At 73.0% G+C, this 15,305-nt stretch carries 12 protein-coding genes and 1 pseudogene; 8 read left to right on the forward strand and 5 right to left on the reverse strand.

The genetic code is table 11. The features are described 5' to 3' along the window. The first annotated feature begins 16 nt into the window (after positions 1–16). The 5 genes from PH191_RS01675 to PH191_RS01695 are packed head-to-tail and all read left to right on the forward strand — an operon-like array spanning position 17 to position 6,714. On the forward strand, positions 17–316 hold the full coding sequence (locus PH191_RS01675; protein WP_274192898.1) for a sarcosine oxidase subunit delta: 300 nt from the start codon (positions 17–19) through the stop codon (positions 314–316). After that, a complete protein-coding gene (locus PH191_RS01680) occupies positions 313–3,084 on the forward strand; it encodes an FAD-dependent oxidoreductase (RefSeq protein ID WP_274192899.1) in 2,772 nt (923 codons plus the stop codon). The genes PH191_RS01675 and PH191_RS01680 overlap by 4 nt, the downstream gene beginning before the upstream one ends. Next, positions 3,077–3,673, forward strand: coding sequence for a sarcosine oxidase subunit gamma (locus PH191_RS01685; protein WP_274192900.1), 597 nt, complete (start codon positions 3,077–3,079; stop codon positions 3,671–3,673). The genes PH191_RS01680 and PH191_RS01685 overlap by 8 nt, the downstream gene beginning before the upstream one ends. 31 nt (positions 3,674–3,704) lie before the next feature. Beyond that, complete coding sequence (locus PH191_RS01690; protein ID WP_274192901.1) at positions 3,705–6,167, forward strand: GcvT family protein; 2,463 nt, start codon at positions 3,705–3,707, stop codon at positions 6,165–6,167. 34 nt (positions 6,168–6,201) lie between these two features. Beyond that, a complete protein-coding gene (locus tag PH191_RS01695; protein WP_274192902.1) occupies positions 6,202–6,714 on the forward strand; it encodes a cyclodeaminase/cyclohydrolase family protein in 513 nt (170 codons plus the stop codon). Between the two features lie 59 nt (positions 6,715–6,773). Here the strand turns inward: PH191_RS01695 and PH191_RS01700 are convergent, their stop codons facing one another. Next, the gene (locus PH191_RS01700) at positions 6,774–7,448 is read right to left on the reverse strand and encodes a GntR family transcriptional regulator (RefSeq protein WP_274192903.1); all 675 of its coding nucleotides are present in this window, start codon (positions 7,446–7,448) and stop codon (positions 6,774–6,776) included. A gap of 99 nt (positions 7,449–7,547) precedes the next feature. Here PH191_RS01700 and PH191_RS01705 point away from each other — a divergent pair, with 99 nt between their 5' ends. Together PH191_RS01705 and purU are read left to right on the forward strand one after the other, a co-directional pair. Beyond that, complete coding sequence (locus tag PH191_RS01705) at positions 7,548–8,912, forward strand: L-serine ammonia-lyase (protein ID WP_274192904.1); 1,365 nt, start codon at positions 7,548–7,550, stop codon at positions 8,910–8,912. A 22-nt stretch (positions 8,913–8,934) separates the two neighbouring features. Then, a pseudogene (gene purU / locus PH191_RS01710) lies at positions 8,935–9,777 on the forward strand (formyltetrahydrofolate deformylase). A 27-nt stretch (positions 9,778–9,804) separates the two neighbouring features. Here purU and PH191_RS01715 read toward each other — a convergent pair. The 3 genes from PH191_RS01715 to PH191_RS01725 all read right to left on the reverse strand — a co-directional run bounded on the left by PH191_RS01715 (position 9,805) and on the right by PH191_RS01725 (position 12,092). After that, the gene (locus tag PH191_RS01715; RefSeq protein ID WP_274192905.1) at positions 9,805–10,602 is read right to left on the reverse strand and encodes an IclR family transcriptional regulator; all 798 of its coding nucleotides are present in this window, start codon (positions 10,600–10,602) and stop codon (positions 9,805–9,807) included. A 102-nt stretch (positions 10,603–10,704) separates the two neighbouring features. Continuing rightward, entirely contained in the window at positions 10,705–10,911 is a 207-nt protein-coding gene (locus PH191_RS01720; RefSeq protein ID WP_274192906.1) for a hypothetical protein, read from the reverse strand. Positions 10,912–10,952: 41 nt separating this feature from the next. After that, positions 10,953–12,092: an aromatic ring-hydroxylating oxygenase subunit alpha gene (locus PH191_RS01725; RefSeq protein ID WP_274192907.1), complete on the reverse strand. Its 1,140-nt coding sequence runs from the start codon at positions 12,090–12,092 to the stop codon at positions 10,953–10,955. A 430-nt stretch (positions 12,093–12,522) separates the two neighbouring features. Between PH191_RS01725 and PH191_RS01730 the strand changes: the two genes are divergently transcribed. Further along, positions 12,523–13,710 carry an NAD(P)/FAD-dependent oxidoreductase gene (locus PH191_RS01730; RefSeq protein WP_274192908.1) on the forward strand — a complete coding sequence of 396 codons (1,188 nt, stop codon included), beginning with the start codon at positions 12,523–12,525 and terminating at the stop codon, positions 13,708–13,710. Positions 13,711–13,728: 18 nt separating this feature from the next. Here PH191_RS01730 and PH191_RS01735 read toward each other — a convergent pair whose 3' ends face one another. Then, on the reverse strand, positions 13,729–15,159 hold the full coding sequence (locus tag PH191_RS01735) for an MFS transporter (RefSeq protein WP_274192909.1): 1,431 nt from the start codon (positions 15,157–15,159) through the stop codon (positions 13,729–13,731). Positions 15,160–15,305 lie beyond the last annotated feature (146 nt).

A 15,305-nucleotide genomic window follows, 5' to 3' on the forward strand; every position in this document is an offset into this window, starting at 1 on the left:
AGACGGGAGAGTCCTGATGCAGCTCATCGCCTGCCCCTGGTGCGGCCCCCGCGAGGAGATCGAGTTCTCCTACGGCGGCCAGGCCGCCGTCGCCTACCCGGCCGACCCCGCGTCGCTGTCCGACGAGCAGTGGGCCCGCTTCGTGTTCTTCCGCGACAACCCGAAGGGGCCGTTCGCCGAGCGTTGGGTCCACAGCGCCGGCTGCCGCCGCTGGTTCGGGGCCGTGCGCGACACCCGGACCTACGAGTTCCTCTCCGTCGGACCCCTCTCCGCCACGACCGCGCGCACGTCCGTCCTCCCGGAGGCCACGCCATGAGCCGCATCGAGGGCTACGGCCGCATCGACCGCAGCCGCCACGTCACGGTCACCGTGGACGGCGCCGCCTACACGGGCCACCCCGGCGACTCGCTGGCCTCGGTGCTGCTCGCGCACGACGCCCGCCCGGCCAACACGGGCGTCAAGCTGGGGCGGCCCCGCGGCATCGGCGCCTCGTGGACCGAGGACCCGACGGGCCTGGTGCAGGTCGAGGAGCCGTTCCCGGAGCCGATGCTGCTGGCCACGACCGTCGAGGCCACCGACGGGCTCGTCGCCCGCGGCGTGAACGGGCAGGGCCGGCTCTCCGAGGTCCCCGACCTCGCCCGCTACGACCGCCTGCACACCCACTGCGACGTCCTGGTGATCGGCGCCGGCCCGGCCGGGCTCGTCGCCGCCCGCACCGCGGCCCGACGCGGCGACGACGTCGTCCTCGTCGACGACCGCCCCACCGCCGGTGGCACGCTCACCGGTACCGAGACGATCGACGGCCGACCCTCCCTGGACGTCGTCGACGAGATCGTCGCCGAGCTCACGACATCGCCGAACGTCACGCACCTGCAGCGCACGACGGCCTTCGGACACTACGACGACGGCTTCGTGCTCGCCCTCGAGCGGCGCACCTCACACACCGACGACGGCGGCCTCGCGCGGCGCTCGCGCCAGCGGGTGCACCGCATCCGCGCCGCCCGGATCGTGGTCGCGGCCGGCGCGATCGAGCGCCCCATCGTGCTCGAGGACAACGACCGCCCGGGCATCATGCTCGCCGCGTCGGCGCGGGACTTCCTGCACCGGTACGGCGTGCTCGCCGGTCGCGAGGTCGTCGTCTTCACCAGCGACGACGCCGCCTACGCCGCAGCGGTCGACCTGCACGACGCCGGCGCCTCGGTCCAGGTGCTCGACGCCCGGGCGACGGCTCCCACGCTCTGGTCCCGCCGATGCGCCGACCGGGGCATCGCCGTCACGGCGAACACCCACGTCCACGGCACCCGGGGGGAGGACCGCATCACCGCCGCCCTCGTCGGCCCCGAGCGCCGCGAGGTCGCCTGCGACCTGCTGCTGACCAGCGGCGGCTGGAACCCCACCGCGCACCTGTTCAGCCACGTCGGCGGCCGGCTGGCCTACGACCCGTCGCTGGGCGCCTTCCGGCCGGCCGCGCCCCGCCCGGGCGTCGAGGTGATCGGCGCCGCCGACGGCACCTTCGGTCTGGCGGACATCCTGCGCCAGGCGGGCGGTGTGGGAGCGCCGCCGGCGAACGAGGAGCCCCGCGACCCGACGGCGGTGCTCTGGCGCACCGACGGCGATCCCACCCGCCAGTTCGTCGACATCCAGCGTGACGCCACCGTCGCCGACATCGCCCGCGCCGTCGGCGCCGGGATGACGTCGGTGGAGCACGTGAAGCGCTACACGACGATCGGCACGGCGCACGACCAGGGCAAGACCTCCGGTGTGATCGCCTCCGGCATCACCGCGGAGCTCCTGGGCCGGCCCGTCGAGGACCTCGGGACGACCACGTTCCGGCCGCCCTACACGCCGGTCGCGTTCGCCGCGCTGGCCGGGCGGGAGCGCGGCGACCTCTTCGACCCCGTGCGCACCACCCCGATCCACGACCGGCACGTCGCGGCCGGCGCGGAGTTCGAGGACGTCGGCCAGTGGAAGCGTGCGCGGCACTACCCGCACCCCGGGGAGAACATGACCGACGCGGTGTTGCGCGAGTGCGCCGCCGTGCGGACCTCGGTCGGCATCATGGACGCCTCGACGCTGGGCAAGATCGACGTGCGCGGTCCCGACGCGGCGGTCCTGCTCGACCGGCTCTACACGAACATGATGTCGAGCCTGAAGGTCGGGCGCGTGCGCTACGGCGTCATGTGCGGCAACGACGGCATGGTCTTCGACGACGGCACCGTCCTGCGCCTGGCCGACGACCGCTTCCTCGTCACCACCACCACCGGCAACGCCGCCGCCGTCCTCGACTGGATGGAGGAGTGGCTCCAGACCGAGTGGCCGGAGCTTCGGGTGCGGCTGACCTCGGTGACCGAGCAGTGGTCGATCTTCGCGGTGGCGGGTCCCCGCTCCCGCGACGTCGTGGGCGCGGTCTTCGCGGATCTGGATGTCTCCAACGAGGCCTTCGGCTTCATGACCTGGCACGACACCGCCCTCGACGGGGTGCCCGTGCGGCTGGCCCGCATCTCGTTCTCGGGCGAGCTGGCGTTCGAGGTCAGCGTCAGCGCCTGGTACGCGCCGGCGGTGTGGGCGCGCCTGCTCGAGGCCGGCCGCGACCACGGGATCACGCCCTACGGCACCGAGACGATGCACGTCCTGCGAGCCGAGAAGGGCTACCCGATCATCGGGCAGGACACGGACGGCACGGTCTCGCCGCACGACCTCGGCATGGCGTGGGCGGTGTCGAAGAAGAAGCCCGACTTCGTCGGCCGGCGCTCCTTCGGCCGCCCCCAGAACCAGGACCCGCTGCGCAAGCAGCTCGTGTCGCTCCTGCCGACCGACGCCGCGACGAAGCTGCCCGAGGGCTCGCAGATCGTGCGCTTCGCCGACGACGGGCGGCTGCCCGCGCCGCCCGTCCCGATGCTCGGGCACGTCACCTCGAGCTACCACAGCGCCGCCCTCGACCGACCGTTCGCGCTCGCCCTGGTCAAGGGCGGGCGGGAGCGCATCGGTGAGGTCGTCGGCGTCCCCGTCGCGGGCGAGCTGGTGCCCGCACTGATCGGCGAGACCGTGCTGGTCGACCCCGAAGGAGCGCGCCGCGATGGCTGACACCTCCATGCTCGTCCGACACCCGCTCGAGACGCGGCGCACCCTGCTGGCGGAGCTCTCCGCGGAGCTCGACGGCGTGGCCCTCGAGCTCGAGGCGCCGCTCGCGGCCGTCGACCTGCGGCTCGACCCCGCCGGGCCCGGGCCCGCCGCCGTCGCGGAGGTGGCCGGCGGCCCGCTGCCGCCGCAGCCCGACACGTGGACCGGGCTCGCCGCCGGGCAGGCCCTGCGCCTCGGCCCCGACGAGTGGCTGCTGACGAGCGCGGCGGCCCGGCCCGAGGACTGGGAGTTCGGCCTCGACGAGGCCGCCGCCCCGTTCGGCGGCGCGGCCGTCGACGTGTCCGCGCAGCGCACGACGGTGCGGGTGCGGGGCGCCTCGGCCCGCCCGCTACTCGCCTCCGGGTGCGCGATCGACCTGCGCCCCGCGTCGTTCCCACGCGGGCGCTGCGCCCAGACCCTGCTCGGCCAGGCGGGCGTGCTGCTCGTCGCCCTCGCCGACGACGACCTCCAGCTGTTCGTCCGTCCCTCCTTCGCGGGCTACGTCGTCGACTGGCTCGTCGACGCCGCGCAGGAGTTCCGCCGCCCGTCCTGAGACCTCGACACGACCCCCGAAAAGAGACGCCATGAGCACCACCCCCCGCGTCGTCGTCATCGGAGCCGGGATCGTCGGCGCGAACCTCGCCGACGAGCTCACCGAGCGCGGCTGGACCGACGTCACCGTCCTCGACCAGGGACCGCTGCCGCTCACCGGCGGCTCGACGTCCCACGCCCCCGGCCTGGTGTTCCAGACCAACGCGTCGCGGACGATGAGCGCGTTCGCGTCCTACACCGTCGAGAAGTTCCTCGGGCTCGAGGTCGACGGCGCCTGGTGCTTCAACCAGGTCGGCGGGCTCGAGGTCGCCACCACCGCCGAGCGCCTCGCCGACCTGCACCGCAAGCAGGGCTGGGCCACCGCCCGCGGCATCCCCGCCGAGGTCGTCGACGTCGACGAGTGCGTCCGCCGGCACCCGCTGATCGACCCCAAGCGCATCCTCGGCGGTCTCCACACCCCCACCGACGGGCTGGCCAAGGCCGCGCGCGCCGTCACGGCGCTCATGCGGCGCGCGGAGTCCCGCGGGGCGGTGTTCCGCGGCTCCACGCGGGTCACCGGCATCTCCCAGCAGGGCGGGCGGGTCACCGGCGTGCAGACCGACCAGGGCGAGGTCCCGGCCGACGTCGTCGTCTCCTGTGCCGGCTTCTGGGGGCAGGCGATCGGGGATATGGTCGGCATGCGCGTGCCGCTGCTGCCGCTGGCGCACCAGTACGTGTTCACCGGTCAGGTGCCCGAGCTGGTCGGCCGCAACGACGAGGCGAGCGAGGCGCGGCTGCCGATCCTGCGCCACCAGGACCAGGACCTGTACTACCGCGAGCACAACGACCGCATCGGCATCGGCTCCTACGCCCACCGTCCGATGCCCGTCTCGCTGCACGAGCTGCCCGAGGTCGACGACGTCAGCGAGGCGCGCCAGCCCTCGATGATGCCGTTCACCGAGGACGACTTCGCGGCCCAGTGGGAGCAGAGCCGTCTGCTGCTGCCGTCGCTGCAGGACACCAAGGTCGACACCGGCTTCAACGGCATCTTCTCGTTCACCCCGGACGGCGGGCCGCTGATCGGGGAGTCGACGGACGTCGCGGGCTTCTGGATCGCCGAGGCGGTGTGGGTGACCCACTCCGCCGGGGTCGCCCGCAGCGTCGCGCAGCTCCTGGTCGACGGGCGCAGCGAGATCGACCTGCACGGCTGCTCGGTGCACCGCTTCGAGGAGTTCCAGACCGCCGACGACTACGTCTCGGGGACCGCGCAGCAGAACTTCGTCGAGATCTACGACATCGTGCACCCGCTCCAGCCGCGCCTCGCGCCCCGCGACCTGCGCGTGAGCCCGTTCCACGCGCGGCAGAAGGAGCTCGGGGCGGTGTTCCTCGAGTCCCACGGCTGGGAGCGCCCGCACTGGTACGAGGCCAACGCCCCGCTGGTCGCCGACCTGCCGCCCGAGTGGGCGCCGGTGGCCCGCGACCCGTGGTCGGGGATGTTCGACTCGCCGATCGTCGCGGCCGAGGCGTGGAGGACGCGCACCGCGGTGGCGATGTACGACATGACCCCGTTGACCCGCATCGAGGTCTCCGGCGCGGGCGCGCTGGCGTTCCTCGACCGGCTCACCACGGGGAAGATGGACAAGTCCGTCGGCGCGGTCACCTACACGCTCGCCCTCGACGAGGCCGGCGGCATCCGCAGCGACCTCACCGTCGCCCGCCTCGGGCCCGACCTCTTCCAGGTCGGCGCCAACGGCCCGCTCGACGTGCACCACCTGCAGCAGGAGGCGGCCGGCGAGGGCGGCGTGTCGGTCCGCGACGTCACCGGCGGGACCTGCTGCGTCGGTGTCTGGGGGCCGCTCGCGCGGGACCTCGTGCAGCCGCTGACCTCGACCGACCTCTCGCACGAGGGGCTGAAGTACTTCCGCTGCGTGCAGGGGCAGATCGCCGGCATCCCGGTGACGGCGATGCGCCTGTCGTACGTCGGCGAGCTCGGCTGGGAGATCTATGCGTCCGCCGAGTACGGGCAGCGGCTCTGGGACGTCCTGTGGCGGGCCGGGCAGCCGCTGGGCGTCGTGGCCGCGGGCCGGGCGGCGTTCAACAGCCTGCGCCTGGAGAAGGGCTACCGCAGCTGGGGCACGGACATGACCAGCGAGCACGACCCCTACGAGGCCGGGGTCGGGTTCGCGGTGCGTCCGCAGACCAAGGGCGACTTCGTCGGCCGCGCCGCCCTCGAGGGCTGCGCCGCGCCGACCCGCTCCCTGACCTGCCTGACCGTCGACGACGGGCGCAGCGTGGTCGTCGGCCACGAGCCGGTGCTCGTCGACGGCGTCCCCGCCGGCTACGTCACCTCGGCGGCCTTCGGGCACACCGTCGGGCGTCCCGTGGCCTACGCCTGGCTGCCCGCCGGACTGGAGGTCGGCACCTCGGTGTCGATCGAGTATTTCGGGCAACCCGTCTGCGCGACGGTGGCCGCCGAGCCGCTCGTCGACCCGGAGATGGCGCGCATCCGGCGCTGATCCCCGGCGGGTCCTTCGTCAGAGAGGGCGTCGCGTGCGCACCGAGACCGTCGAGCACTTCCTGGAGTCCCTCGCCGCCCGGAGCCCCGCTCCGGGCGGCCGGACGGGCGCGGCGCTGCATGCCGCCCAGGGGGCGGCGCTCGTCGCCAAGGTCGCGCGCGACAGCGGGGTCGCGTCCTCGCCGGAGCGGGCCGACGAGCTGCGCGAGACCGCGCTGACCCTGGCCGCCGGTGACGCCGACGGCACCGGGCCCGCAGGACCGGGACGGTTCTGCGTGGAGGTCATCGCCGTCGCCGACCAGGTCCTGACCCTCGCGGAGTCGATCCGCCCGGTGGCCCGCCGCACGGCCGTCGCCGACCTCGCGGCGGCGTCCGAGGCGGTGCGCGCCGCGGCGGGCACCGCCCGGGTCGAGGTCGAGGTGGACCTCGTCGGGATCACCGATCCCGGCGAGCGGGAGCGGCTCCTCACCGCGATCGAGCCCGTCGACGACCTCGTCCTGCGCGCCGCGAAGCTGACCGCCGTCGTGCGGGAGCAGATCCTGCGCTGACCACGTGAGCGAAGTTCCCGGCTATAGCCGGGAACTTCGCTCACGGGTCGATGACGGCCCTAGATGACGGCGCGGATCGCCTTCTCGAAGCCCTGCACGTGGTGGCGGGCCTTGCGGGCCGCGCCGTCGGCGTCGCCCTCGGCGATCGCGCGGAGCAGGCCCGCGTGCTCCTCGACGTGGGAGACGAAGTCGGTCATGCGGTCGAGGAAGATGCAGAAGATCCGGGTCGCCAGGTTGTCGTAGCGCACGAGGGTGTCCTCGAGGTGCGGGTTGCCGGCCGCCCGGTAGACCGAACGGTGCACCCGCAGGTCCCAGCGCATCAGCTCGTCGCGGGTCAGCTCCGGGATGTCGAGCGCGTCGGTGGCGTCCGCGAGGTCCTCGAGCTCCGCGCGCAGCGCGGTGGACGTCGCGGCGTTCTCGGCCGCGCGGCGCGCCGCCAGCGGCTCGAGCTGGACCCGGATGTCGGAGATGTAGGCCAGGTCCGTGATGTCCACGGCCGTCGCGAAGGTCCCGCGCCGGGGGTAGGAGACCACTAGCCGGTCGACCTCGAGACGCTTGAGCGCTTCGCGCACCGGCGTGCGTCCCACCTCCAGCGACTCCACCAGGGCGACCTCGTCGATCGGCGCCATGGGTGGGATCTCCAGCATGATCAATTTGTCCTGGATCGCCGTGTAGGCACGCTCGGAGAGCGACAGGGGCGGACCGGTCTCCTGCTCATCGCTGAGGACGCTCACGGGCGGAGCCTACAACAGATGGAGCAACTCTTCCGGTCTGGAGCCATAACTGATATACTAGTTTGGCCTCAACCGCCCTGCGATCGTCAGGGGTGCTCCATGGCCATCTCGGTGTTCGACCTGTTCAAGGTCGGGATCGGCCCGTCCAGCTCGCACACCGTGGGCCCGATGCGCGCCGCCTTCCTGTTCGTCTCGCGGCTGCACGACACCGGCCTCCTCGAGCGTGTCGCGACGGTGCGCTGCGAGCTGTTCGGCTCCCTGGGCGCCACCGGGCACGGCCACGGCAGCGTCCCCGCCGTCGTCCTCGGCCTCAGCGGCCAGCAGCCCCACCTCGTCGACCCGGTGGAGGCGGAGCCGATCGTCGCGGCCGTGCGGTCCGGGGGGCGGATCGCCCTCGGCGGCAAGCACACGGTGGCGTTCTCGGTCGACGACGACGTCGTGCTCCACCGCAGGGGGCGGCTGTCCTTCCACAGCAACGGCATGGTGTTCCTCGCCCTCGACGCCGAGGGTCGTCCCGTCGACCGCCGCGAGTACTACTCGGTCGGCGGCGGCTTCGTCCTCGACGAGGACGAGACGGGCGAGCCCGTGCTCCGCGAGGACCCGACGCCCGTGCCCCACCCCTTCGACTCCGGGGACCAGCTGGTCGCCCGCGCACGGGAGCACGGCCTGCGGATCAGCGACGTGATGCTCGCGAACGAGGCCGTCTGGCGCCCCGAGCAGGAGACCCGGGCGGGCCTGCTGCACCTCTGGTCGGTGATGCGCGAGTGCGTCGAGCGCGGCACGACCACGGGCGGGGTGCTGCCCGGGGGTCTGCGCGTGCGCCGGCGCGCCCCCGAGCTGCGGCGTCACCTCGACGCGGAGACCGACGCCGCGGAGCCGATGGACCGCGTCACCCTCTACGCCCTGGCCGTCAACGAGGAGAACGCCGCCGGCGGCCGGGTGGTCACCGCCCCCACCAACGGCGCGGCCGGCATCGTGCCCGCGGTCCTGCACCACGCGGCGAACACCGTCCGCGGGTTCGACGACGACGCCGTCGTGCGCTTCCTGCTCACCGCCGCCGCGATCGGGCTGCTGTTCAAGAGGAACGCGTCGATCTCCGGCGCCGAGGTCGGGTGCCAGGGCGAGGTCGGCTCGGCGTGCTCGATGGCCGCGGCCGGGTTCGCCGAGCTCCTCGGCTGTTCCCCCGAGCAGGTCGAGAACGCCGCCGAGATCGGGATCGAGCACAACCTGGGGCTGACCTGCGACCCGGTCGGCGGCCTGGTCCAGATCCCCTGCATCGAGCGCAACGCCGTCGCGTCGGTCAAGGCCATCACCGCGGCACGCATGGCCCGCCGCGGCGACGGCGTCCACCACGTCTCGCTCGACAAGGCCATCAAGACCATGCGGGAGACCGGCGCCGACATGTCGGTCAAGTACAAGGAGACCGCCCGCGGAGGGCTGGCTCTCAACGTCATCGAGTGCTGATCCCGAACCGAACGAGGACCCCGTGACCGATCCGTTCGTCCTGACCCTGAGCTGCCCGAACCGGGCCGGCATCGTGCAGGCCGTGAGCAGCCACCTCGGCGCGTACGGCTGCGACATCGTCGAGCACCAGCAGTTCGACGACGCCGTGAGCGGGCGCCTGTTCATGCGCACCCGGGCGTCGACCGACACCGAGCTCGACACCCTGGCCGCGGGCTTCGCCGACGTCGCCACCGCCTTCGGGATGGAGTACGCCTTCCACCCGCGCCGCGACGTGCGCGTGCTGGTCATGGTGTCGAAGTCGGGACACTGCCTCAACGACCTGATCTTCCGCTGGCGCACCGGCAGCCTCGACGGCGAGCTGGTGGGCGTCATCTCCAACCACGAGGACCTGCGCGCCATGGCCGAGTCCGCCGGCCTGCCGTTCTTCCACGTGCCCGTGTCCCCGGCGACGAAGGCGGACGCCGAGGCCGAGCTGCTCGCCCTCGTCGACGACCTCGATGTCGAGCTCGTCGTGCTCGCCCGCTAAATGCAGATCCTCTCCGACCGGACCTGCGTGGCGCTGCGCGGGCGGGCCATCAACATCCACCACTCCTTTCTGCCCGGCTTCGTGGGCGCGAAGCCCTACCACCAGGCCTACGACCGCGGGGTGAAGCTCGTCGGCGCGACCGCGCACTACGTCACCCCGGACCTCGACGAGGGGCCGATCATCGAGCAGGAGGTGGTCCGCATCGACCACTCCTACGACCCCGAGGCCCTGCAGACCGTCGGGCGCGACGCCGAGGCGCTGGCGCTCTCGCGGGCCGTGCGCTGGCACTGCCAGCGGCGGGTGCTCGTGGACGGGCACCGCACGGTGGTGTTCCGCTAGAGGGGCCTTCCGCCAGAGGGTGTTCCGCTAGGTCTCGCCCCGGTACCCGAGCTTCGCCGACAGCTCGGCGGCACCCTCGCGGAGCTCGCCGACGATGGCGCGGGCCCGGCGGCGCGGGAGCCGGTAGGCCGGGCCGGTGGCGCTCAGGGCCGAGCCGACGGTGCCGTCGAAGGAGAAGACCGGCACCCCCACGGCGTGCATCCCGACCTCGAGCTCCTCGAACGAGCGGGCGTGGCCCTCGTCGAGCACGCGGGCGAGCTCGGCGCGCAGGTCGGTGGCGGTGACGATGGTGTCGTCGGTGAACCGCGTGAGCTTCTTGCGCAGCACCTGCCGCCGCTCGTCCTCGGTCATCCACGCGAGCAGCACCTTGCCCGCGGACGAGGCGTGCAGGGGAGTCCGGCGGCCCACCCAGTTCTGCGACGTGATGGCGGCCGTGCCGTCCTCCTGGGCGACCGTGATGCCGGCCTCGCCGTCGTGGACGGCGATGTTGACGGTCTCGCCCAGGCTCTCCGCGAGGCGCTGGCAGATCGGCTGGCCGAGCCGCGCCACGTCGAGGCGGGCCGTGGTGGCCGCGGCGAGCCGCACGATGCCGAAGCTCAGGGTGTACTTGCCCCGCTCGGAGAGCTGCTCGAGCAGGTTGCGGTGCTGCAGCGCGGCGACGAGGCGGGAGGCCGTCGACTTGTGGACGTCGAGCTCGTCGGCGATCTCGGTGATCCCGACCTCGCCGCGGGTGGCCACGAGTTCGAGGATCGAGATCGCGCGGTCGACCGATTGGACCGAGGATGCCTTCTCCGTGGATTCCTCCGGCCCCCGCGTCGCAGACATCATCATATGCTACCTGACAGTAGGTGGAGCTCCGTCACCGCATTCGTCCGTGGATGGGCCGACCTTTCCCCGCAATTCGCGGCGGAATCCCGGGAAATGCGTTCAGTCGGTCGAGTCGCGCCGGATGGCCTGCGCGAGCTCGTTCAGCAGGCCGGTGAGACGGCCGGCGCAGGTCGGGCAGACGCAGTCGCTGCCGTGCACGGAGAGCTCGTCGGTCACGGCGAACGCGTCGCGGTAGCGCGTCGGGCCCGCCGCGGTCGCGAGCGGGTCGGCGTCGTCGGAGGGGCTCCCGGGGGAGACAGGGTGCATGGTGTGATCCTCGTGTCGGTGCTGGTCGGGACGGTGGACGGTCAGTCGGTCTTCTTCTGGACCCAGTCGTGGAACTCGCCGATGTGGTGCTCGCTCGGGACGAGCACGCCGCCGCGCGCGTAGGCGCGGGAGTCCATCGCCACCTGGCAGCGCTCGCAGGCGTCGAAGTCCTGCTGGTTGACCCGGTGGAAGAGCTCCACCGAGCGCTCGATGTCGGCGCCCGAGTCGACCACCTCGGGGAGGTAGAGCCAGTCGCAGCGCACGAGGGTGCGCGTGGGCGAGAGCGGGAACATGCGGTGGAACACGACGTGGTCGGGGACGAGATTGATGAAGACCTGGGGCCGGACGGTGATGGCGTAATAGCGCCGGTCCTGGTCCTCGGCGACGCCGGGAATGCGATCGAGGCCTTCCGAGCCGTCGACGGTGAACCCCGCGACGTCGTCGCCGAATGCGGCACCGTGGCCGACGAAGTACTGCGCGGCGAGGCCGTCGGCGAACTCGGGGAGGACCTCGGTGAGCTCCGGGTGGATCGTCGCGCAGTGGTAGCACTCCATGAAGTTCTCGACGATCTGCTTCCAGTTCGCCGCCACGTCGTACTCGATACGCCGCCCCAGCTTCAGATCGGCCACCTGGTAGCCGACGATCGCGTCGGGGGAGCCCAGCCGCTCGTCGACGTCGGCGACCACCGTGTCCTCGAAGGACGGCGGCTCGTCGGCCAGGCACAGCCAGACGTAGCCGAGCCACTCGCGCACGTGCACGCGGTGGAGGCCGAACTCGACGCGGTCGACGTCCGGCATGTCCCCGATGTTGGGCGCGGCGATGAGCTTGCCGTCGAGGCCGTAGGTCCAGGCGTGGTACGGGCACTGGAAGGACCGGCGGACGGCACCCTTCTCCTCGGTGCACAGCCGTGCGCCGCGGTGGCGGCAGACGTTGAGGTAGGCGTTGACCGCGCCGTCGCGTCCGCGGGCGACGATGACGCTCTCGCGACCGACCTGGACGGTCTCGAAGGCGCCGGCGGCCGGGATGTCGGTGGCGAGCACCGCGCAGAACCAGTGCGTCTCGAAGATCAGCGCCTGCTCGGCCGCGAAGATCGTCGGGTCGGTGTAGTACCGGCCCGGCAGCGTGCCCCGCAGGCTCGTCGGCAACCCCGACACCGTCGGTGCCATCTCTCCAGTGGTCATTGAATCCGTGCTCCTCGGAGTGCGGCAGGGGCGGGGCGACGGCGCCGTGGCGGGGATGGTGCGCGTTTGTTGCGCATGAAACAACGTGGTTCGCAGTACGCAACACACACGGTCCGATCGCCGAGTCGTGTTGTCAAGGGTCCGCGCCGGTGACGTCGGCCCGTCCGTCGACGGATCTCGGGCAGGACGCCTCTTGACAAGCGGTTCCGTCTCTCCCACCGTCACTTGTTGCGGGATGAGCATCGCGTTTCTCATCACGCAACGCACTCCAGCCCGTGGGTGTTCGCTCACCGGTCGTCAGCGACGCCGCTCGACCGGTCGTCCCCCGAGACCTCCCGACCCCGGGCCCGACGGCCACGCGGGGGCGTGAGGACACGCGCGCGCGACCCGCGCGCCACTCCCCAGTACCGCAGGCCGACCAGGAGGCCGCATGAAGACCATCGCGATCGTGGGAGGGTCCGTCGCCGGGGTCCGGTCCGCCGAGGCCCTGCGCGCCGCGGGCTACGACGGACGGCTGGTGCTCGTCGGCGACGACGTGCACCGGCCCTACGACCGGCCGCCGCTGTCGAAGGGATTCCTCGACGGCAGCGTCGACGAGGACGGGATCGGCCTGCTCGACCCGACCGACGACGACGAGCTGGCGCTGGAGCTGCGGCTCGGTGTCACGGCGTCCCGGCTCGACGCCGCGGGCGGGCGCGTCGTGCTCGCGGACGGCTCCGACGTCCGCGCCGACGGCGTCGTCCTCGCCACCGGCGGGCGGGCCCGCCGCCTGCCGGGCACCGAGGGCGTCGAGGGCGTGCACGTCCTGCGGACCCTCGACGACGCCGTGGCGCTCCGGGCGGCCCTGCGCGACGGCGCCCCGCGGGTGGCGATCGTCGGGGCCGGCTTCATCGGCGCCGAGGTGGCGTCGACGTGCCGCGCGCTCGGCCTCGAGGTGACCGTCCTCGACGGCACCGATCTGCCGCTGGCGCCCGCGCTCGGCCGCCGCATCGCCCGCAGCTGCGTCGACCTGCACGCCGCGCACGGCACGTCCCTGCAGGTCGGCGCCGCCGTCGCGGGGCTGGCGACGGTCCCGAGCGGCGAGGGTCGCCGGGTCGTCGGCGTCGAGCTGGGCGACGGGAGCACGGTGAAGGCCGACATCGTGGTGGTGGGCATCGGCATCGTCCCGAACACCGAGTGGCTCGAGGGGTCGGGCGTCGCGCTGGACCGCGGCGTGCGCACCGACACGGGCCTGGTCACCGACCTCCCGACCGTCGTGGCCGTCGGCGACGTCGCCCGCTGGAGCGACGGGGCCGAGGCGCGCACCCACCGCCACGAGCACTGGACCAGCGCGGGGGAGCAGGCCGCCGTCGCGGCGGCCAACCTGCTCGGTGGGCGCGGCAGCGCGACCTTCCGGCCCAGCGGCTACGTGTGGTCCGAGCAGTACGGGCGGATGCTGCAGCTCGCCGGGCACCCGTCCGTCGACGACGAGGTGGAGATCGTCGACGGCGACGTCGCCGACGGCCGGTTCGTCGCGCGCTACACCGACGGCTCCGGGACCACGACCGGCATCTTCGGGATGGGCAACCCGCGCATGTTCGGGCGCTTCCGCCGCACCGAGCTCCGGCGCCCCGCGTAGGGGGCTCCCGGGGGTGGGCTACTCGCCCGGGCGTTCCAGGGGCACGCCGTCCGCCGACACCGGCAGCGGCGGGAGCTCGGCGCTCGAGGTGAGCGGCGCGGCGCCCGCGAGCGGCTGACCGGCGGATTCCCGCAGGAACGCCACGCTGACCACGCCGACCACCCCCGCCGCCACGAGGTAGTAGCCCGGCCAGTCGAGGTTCCCGGTGGCCGTCGTCGCCGCGGCGATGACGGTCGGTGCGGTGCCGGCGAACACCGAGACGGAGACGTTGAACGTCAGGGCCAGGCCGCCGTAGCGCACGAGCGTCGGGAACATCGCCGGCAGCGTCGACGGGGCGACCGCGGCGAAGCACACGAGGCTCGCGCCCATCAGGACGAGGCCCGCGAGCTGACCGCCGAGACCCTGGCGCAGCAGCCAGACCGACGGCAGGCCGAGGACGACCAGCGAGAGGCTCCCGGCGAGCAGCACCGGCCGGCGTCCGACGCGGTCGGAGAGCCGGCCCAGCGAGGTGATGACCGCGAGCATCGCGACCATGACGATCACCTGCAGCAGCGTCGACGTGGCCTTCCCCGTGCCCGTCTCGCCGTGCTCGGCCAGGGTGCTGGTGAGGTAGGTCGGCACGTAGCTGGTCATCACGTAGTTGGCGATGTTCCAGGCCACGATCAGGCCACCGGCCACGACGAGCGCGCGGCGGTGGCGGCGGACGAGGATGTGCAGGGCGCGCCGCAGCGGCATCGTCGCCAGCGCGGGGGAGCGCTCCATGAGCTGCCGGAACGCCGGGGTGTCCTCGAGGCGCAGGCGCAGGTAGATGCCGACGACCCCGAGGGGCAGCGCCAGCAGGAACGGCAGGCGCCAGCCCCAGGCGAGGAGGTCGTCGTCGGGCAGGAGGCCGATGACGGCCGCGCTCACGCCCGCCCCGAGCGTGTAGCCGGTGATGGTGCCGAACTCCAGCCAGCTCCCGAACACGCCGCGACGCGTGTCCGGGGAGTACTCGGCGATCATCGTGAGCGCGCCGGTGTACTCCCCGCCCGCCGAGAACCCCTGCAGCATGCGGATCACCAGCACGAGGACCGGGGCCGCCGCGCCGAGCGCGCCGTGCGTCGGGACGAGCCCGAGCAGCACGGTCGCCACCGCCATGAGGAGCACCGTCATCGAGAGCACGCGGGTGCGGCCGATGCGGTCGCCCAGCGGGCCGAAGACCAGGCCTCCGAGCGGGCGCATGAGGAACGCGGCGGCGAAGGCGCCGAGCGTGTAGACGGTGGCCCACGGGCCCGCGTCGGGGAAGAACACCCTGCTCAGGACCGCGCCGGCCAGGTAGGAGTAGATCCCGAAGTCGTACCACTCGGCGACGTTGCCGATCGCCGCGGCGGCCGTCGCACGCCGCAGGGTGTGCTCGCCCTCGACAGCCCGGGCGACACCGTGGCCCGGAGGCGGTCGCTGCGAGGACATGGGACGCCCATCGTAGCGTGTTCGAAATATCAGTGGAATATCAATGTTCGATGCTCGTCGTGAGACATCTCGTGGCGACGTCGGTCACTGAGGTTGACGGCCGACTTTCGAAGCCTCACCCTGGTGTTGCGGATTACAGGACTCGA

It is taken from the genome of Actinomycetospora callitridis (genome assembly GCF_028737265.1).
Classification (GTDB): domain Bacteria; phylum Actinomycetota; class Actinomycetes; order Mycobacteriales; family Pseudonocardiaceae; genus Actinomycetospora; species Actinomycetospora callitridis.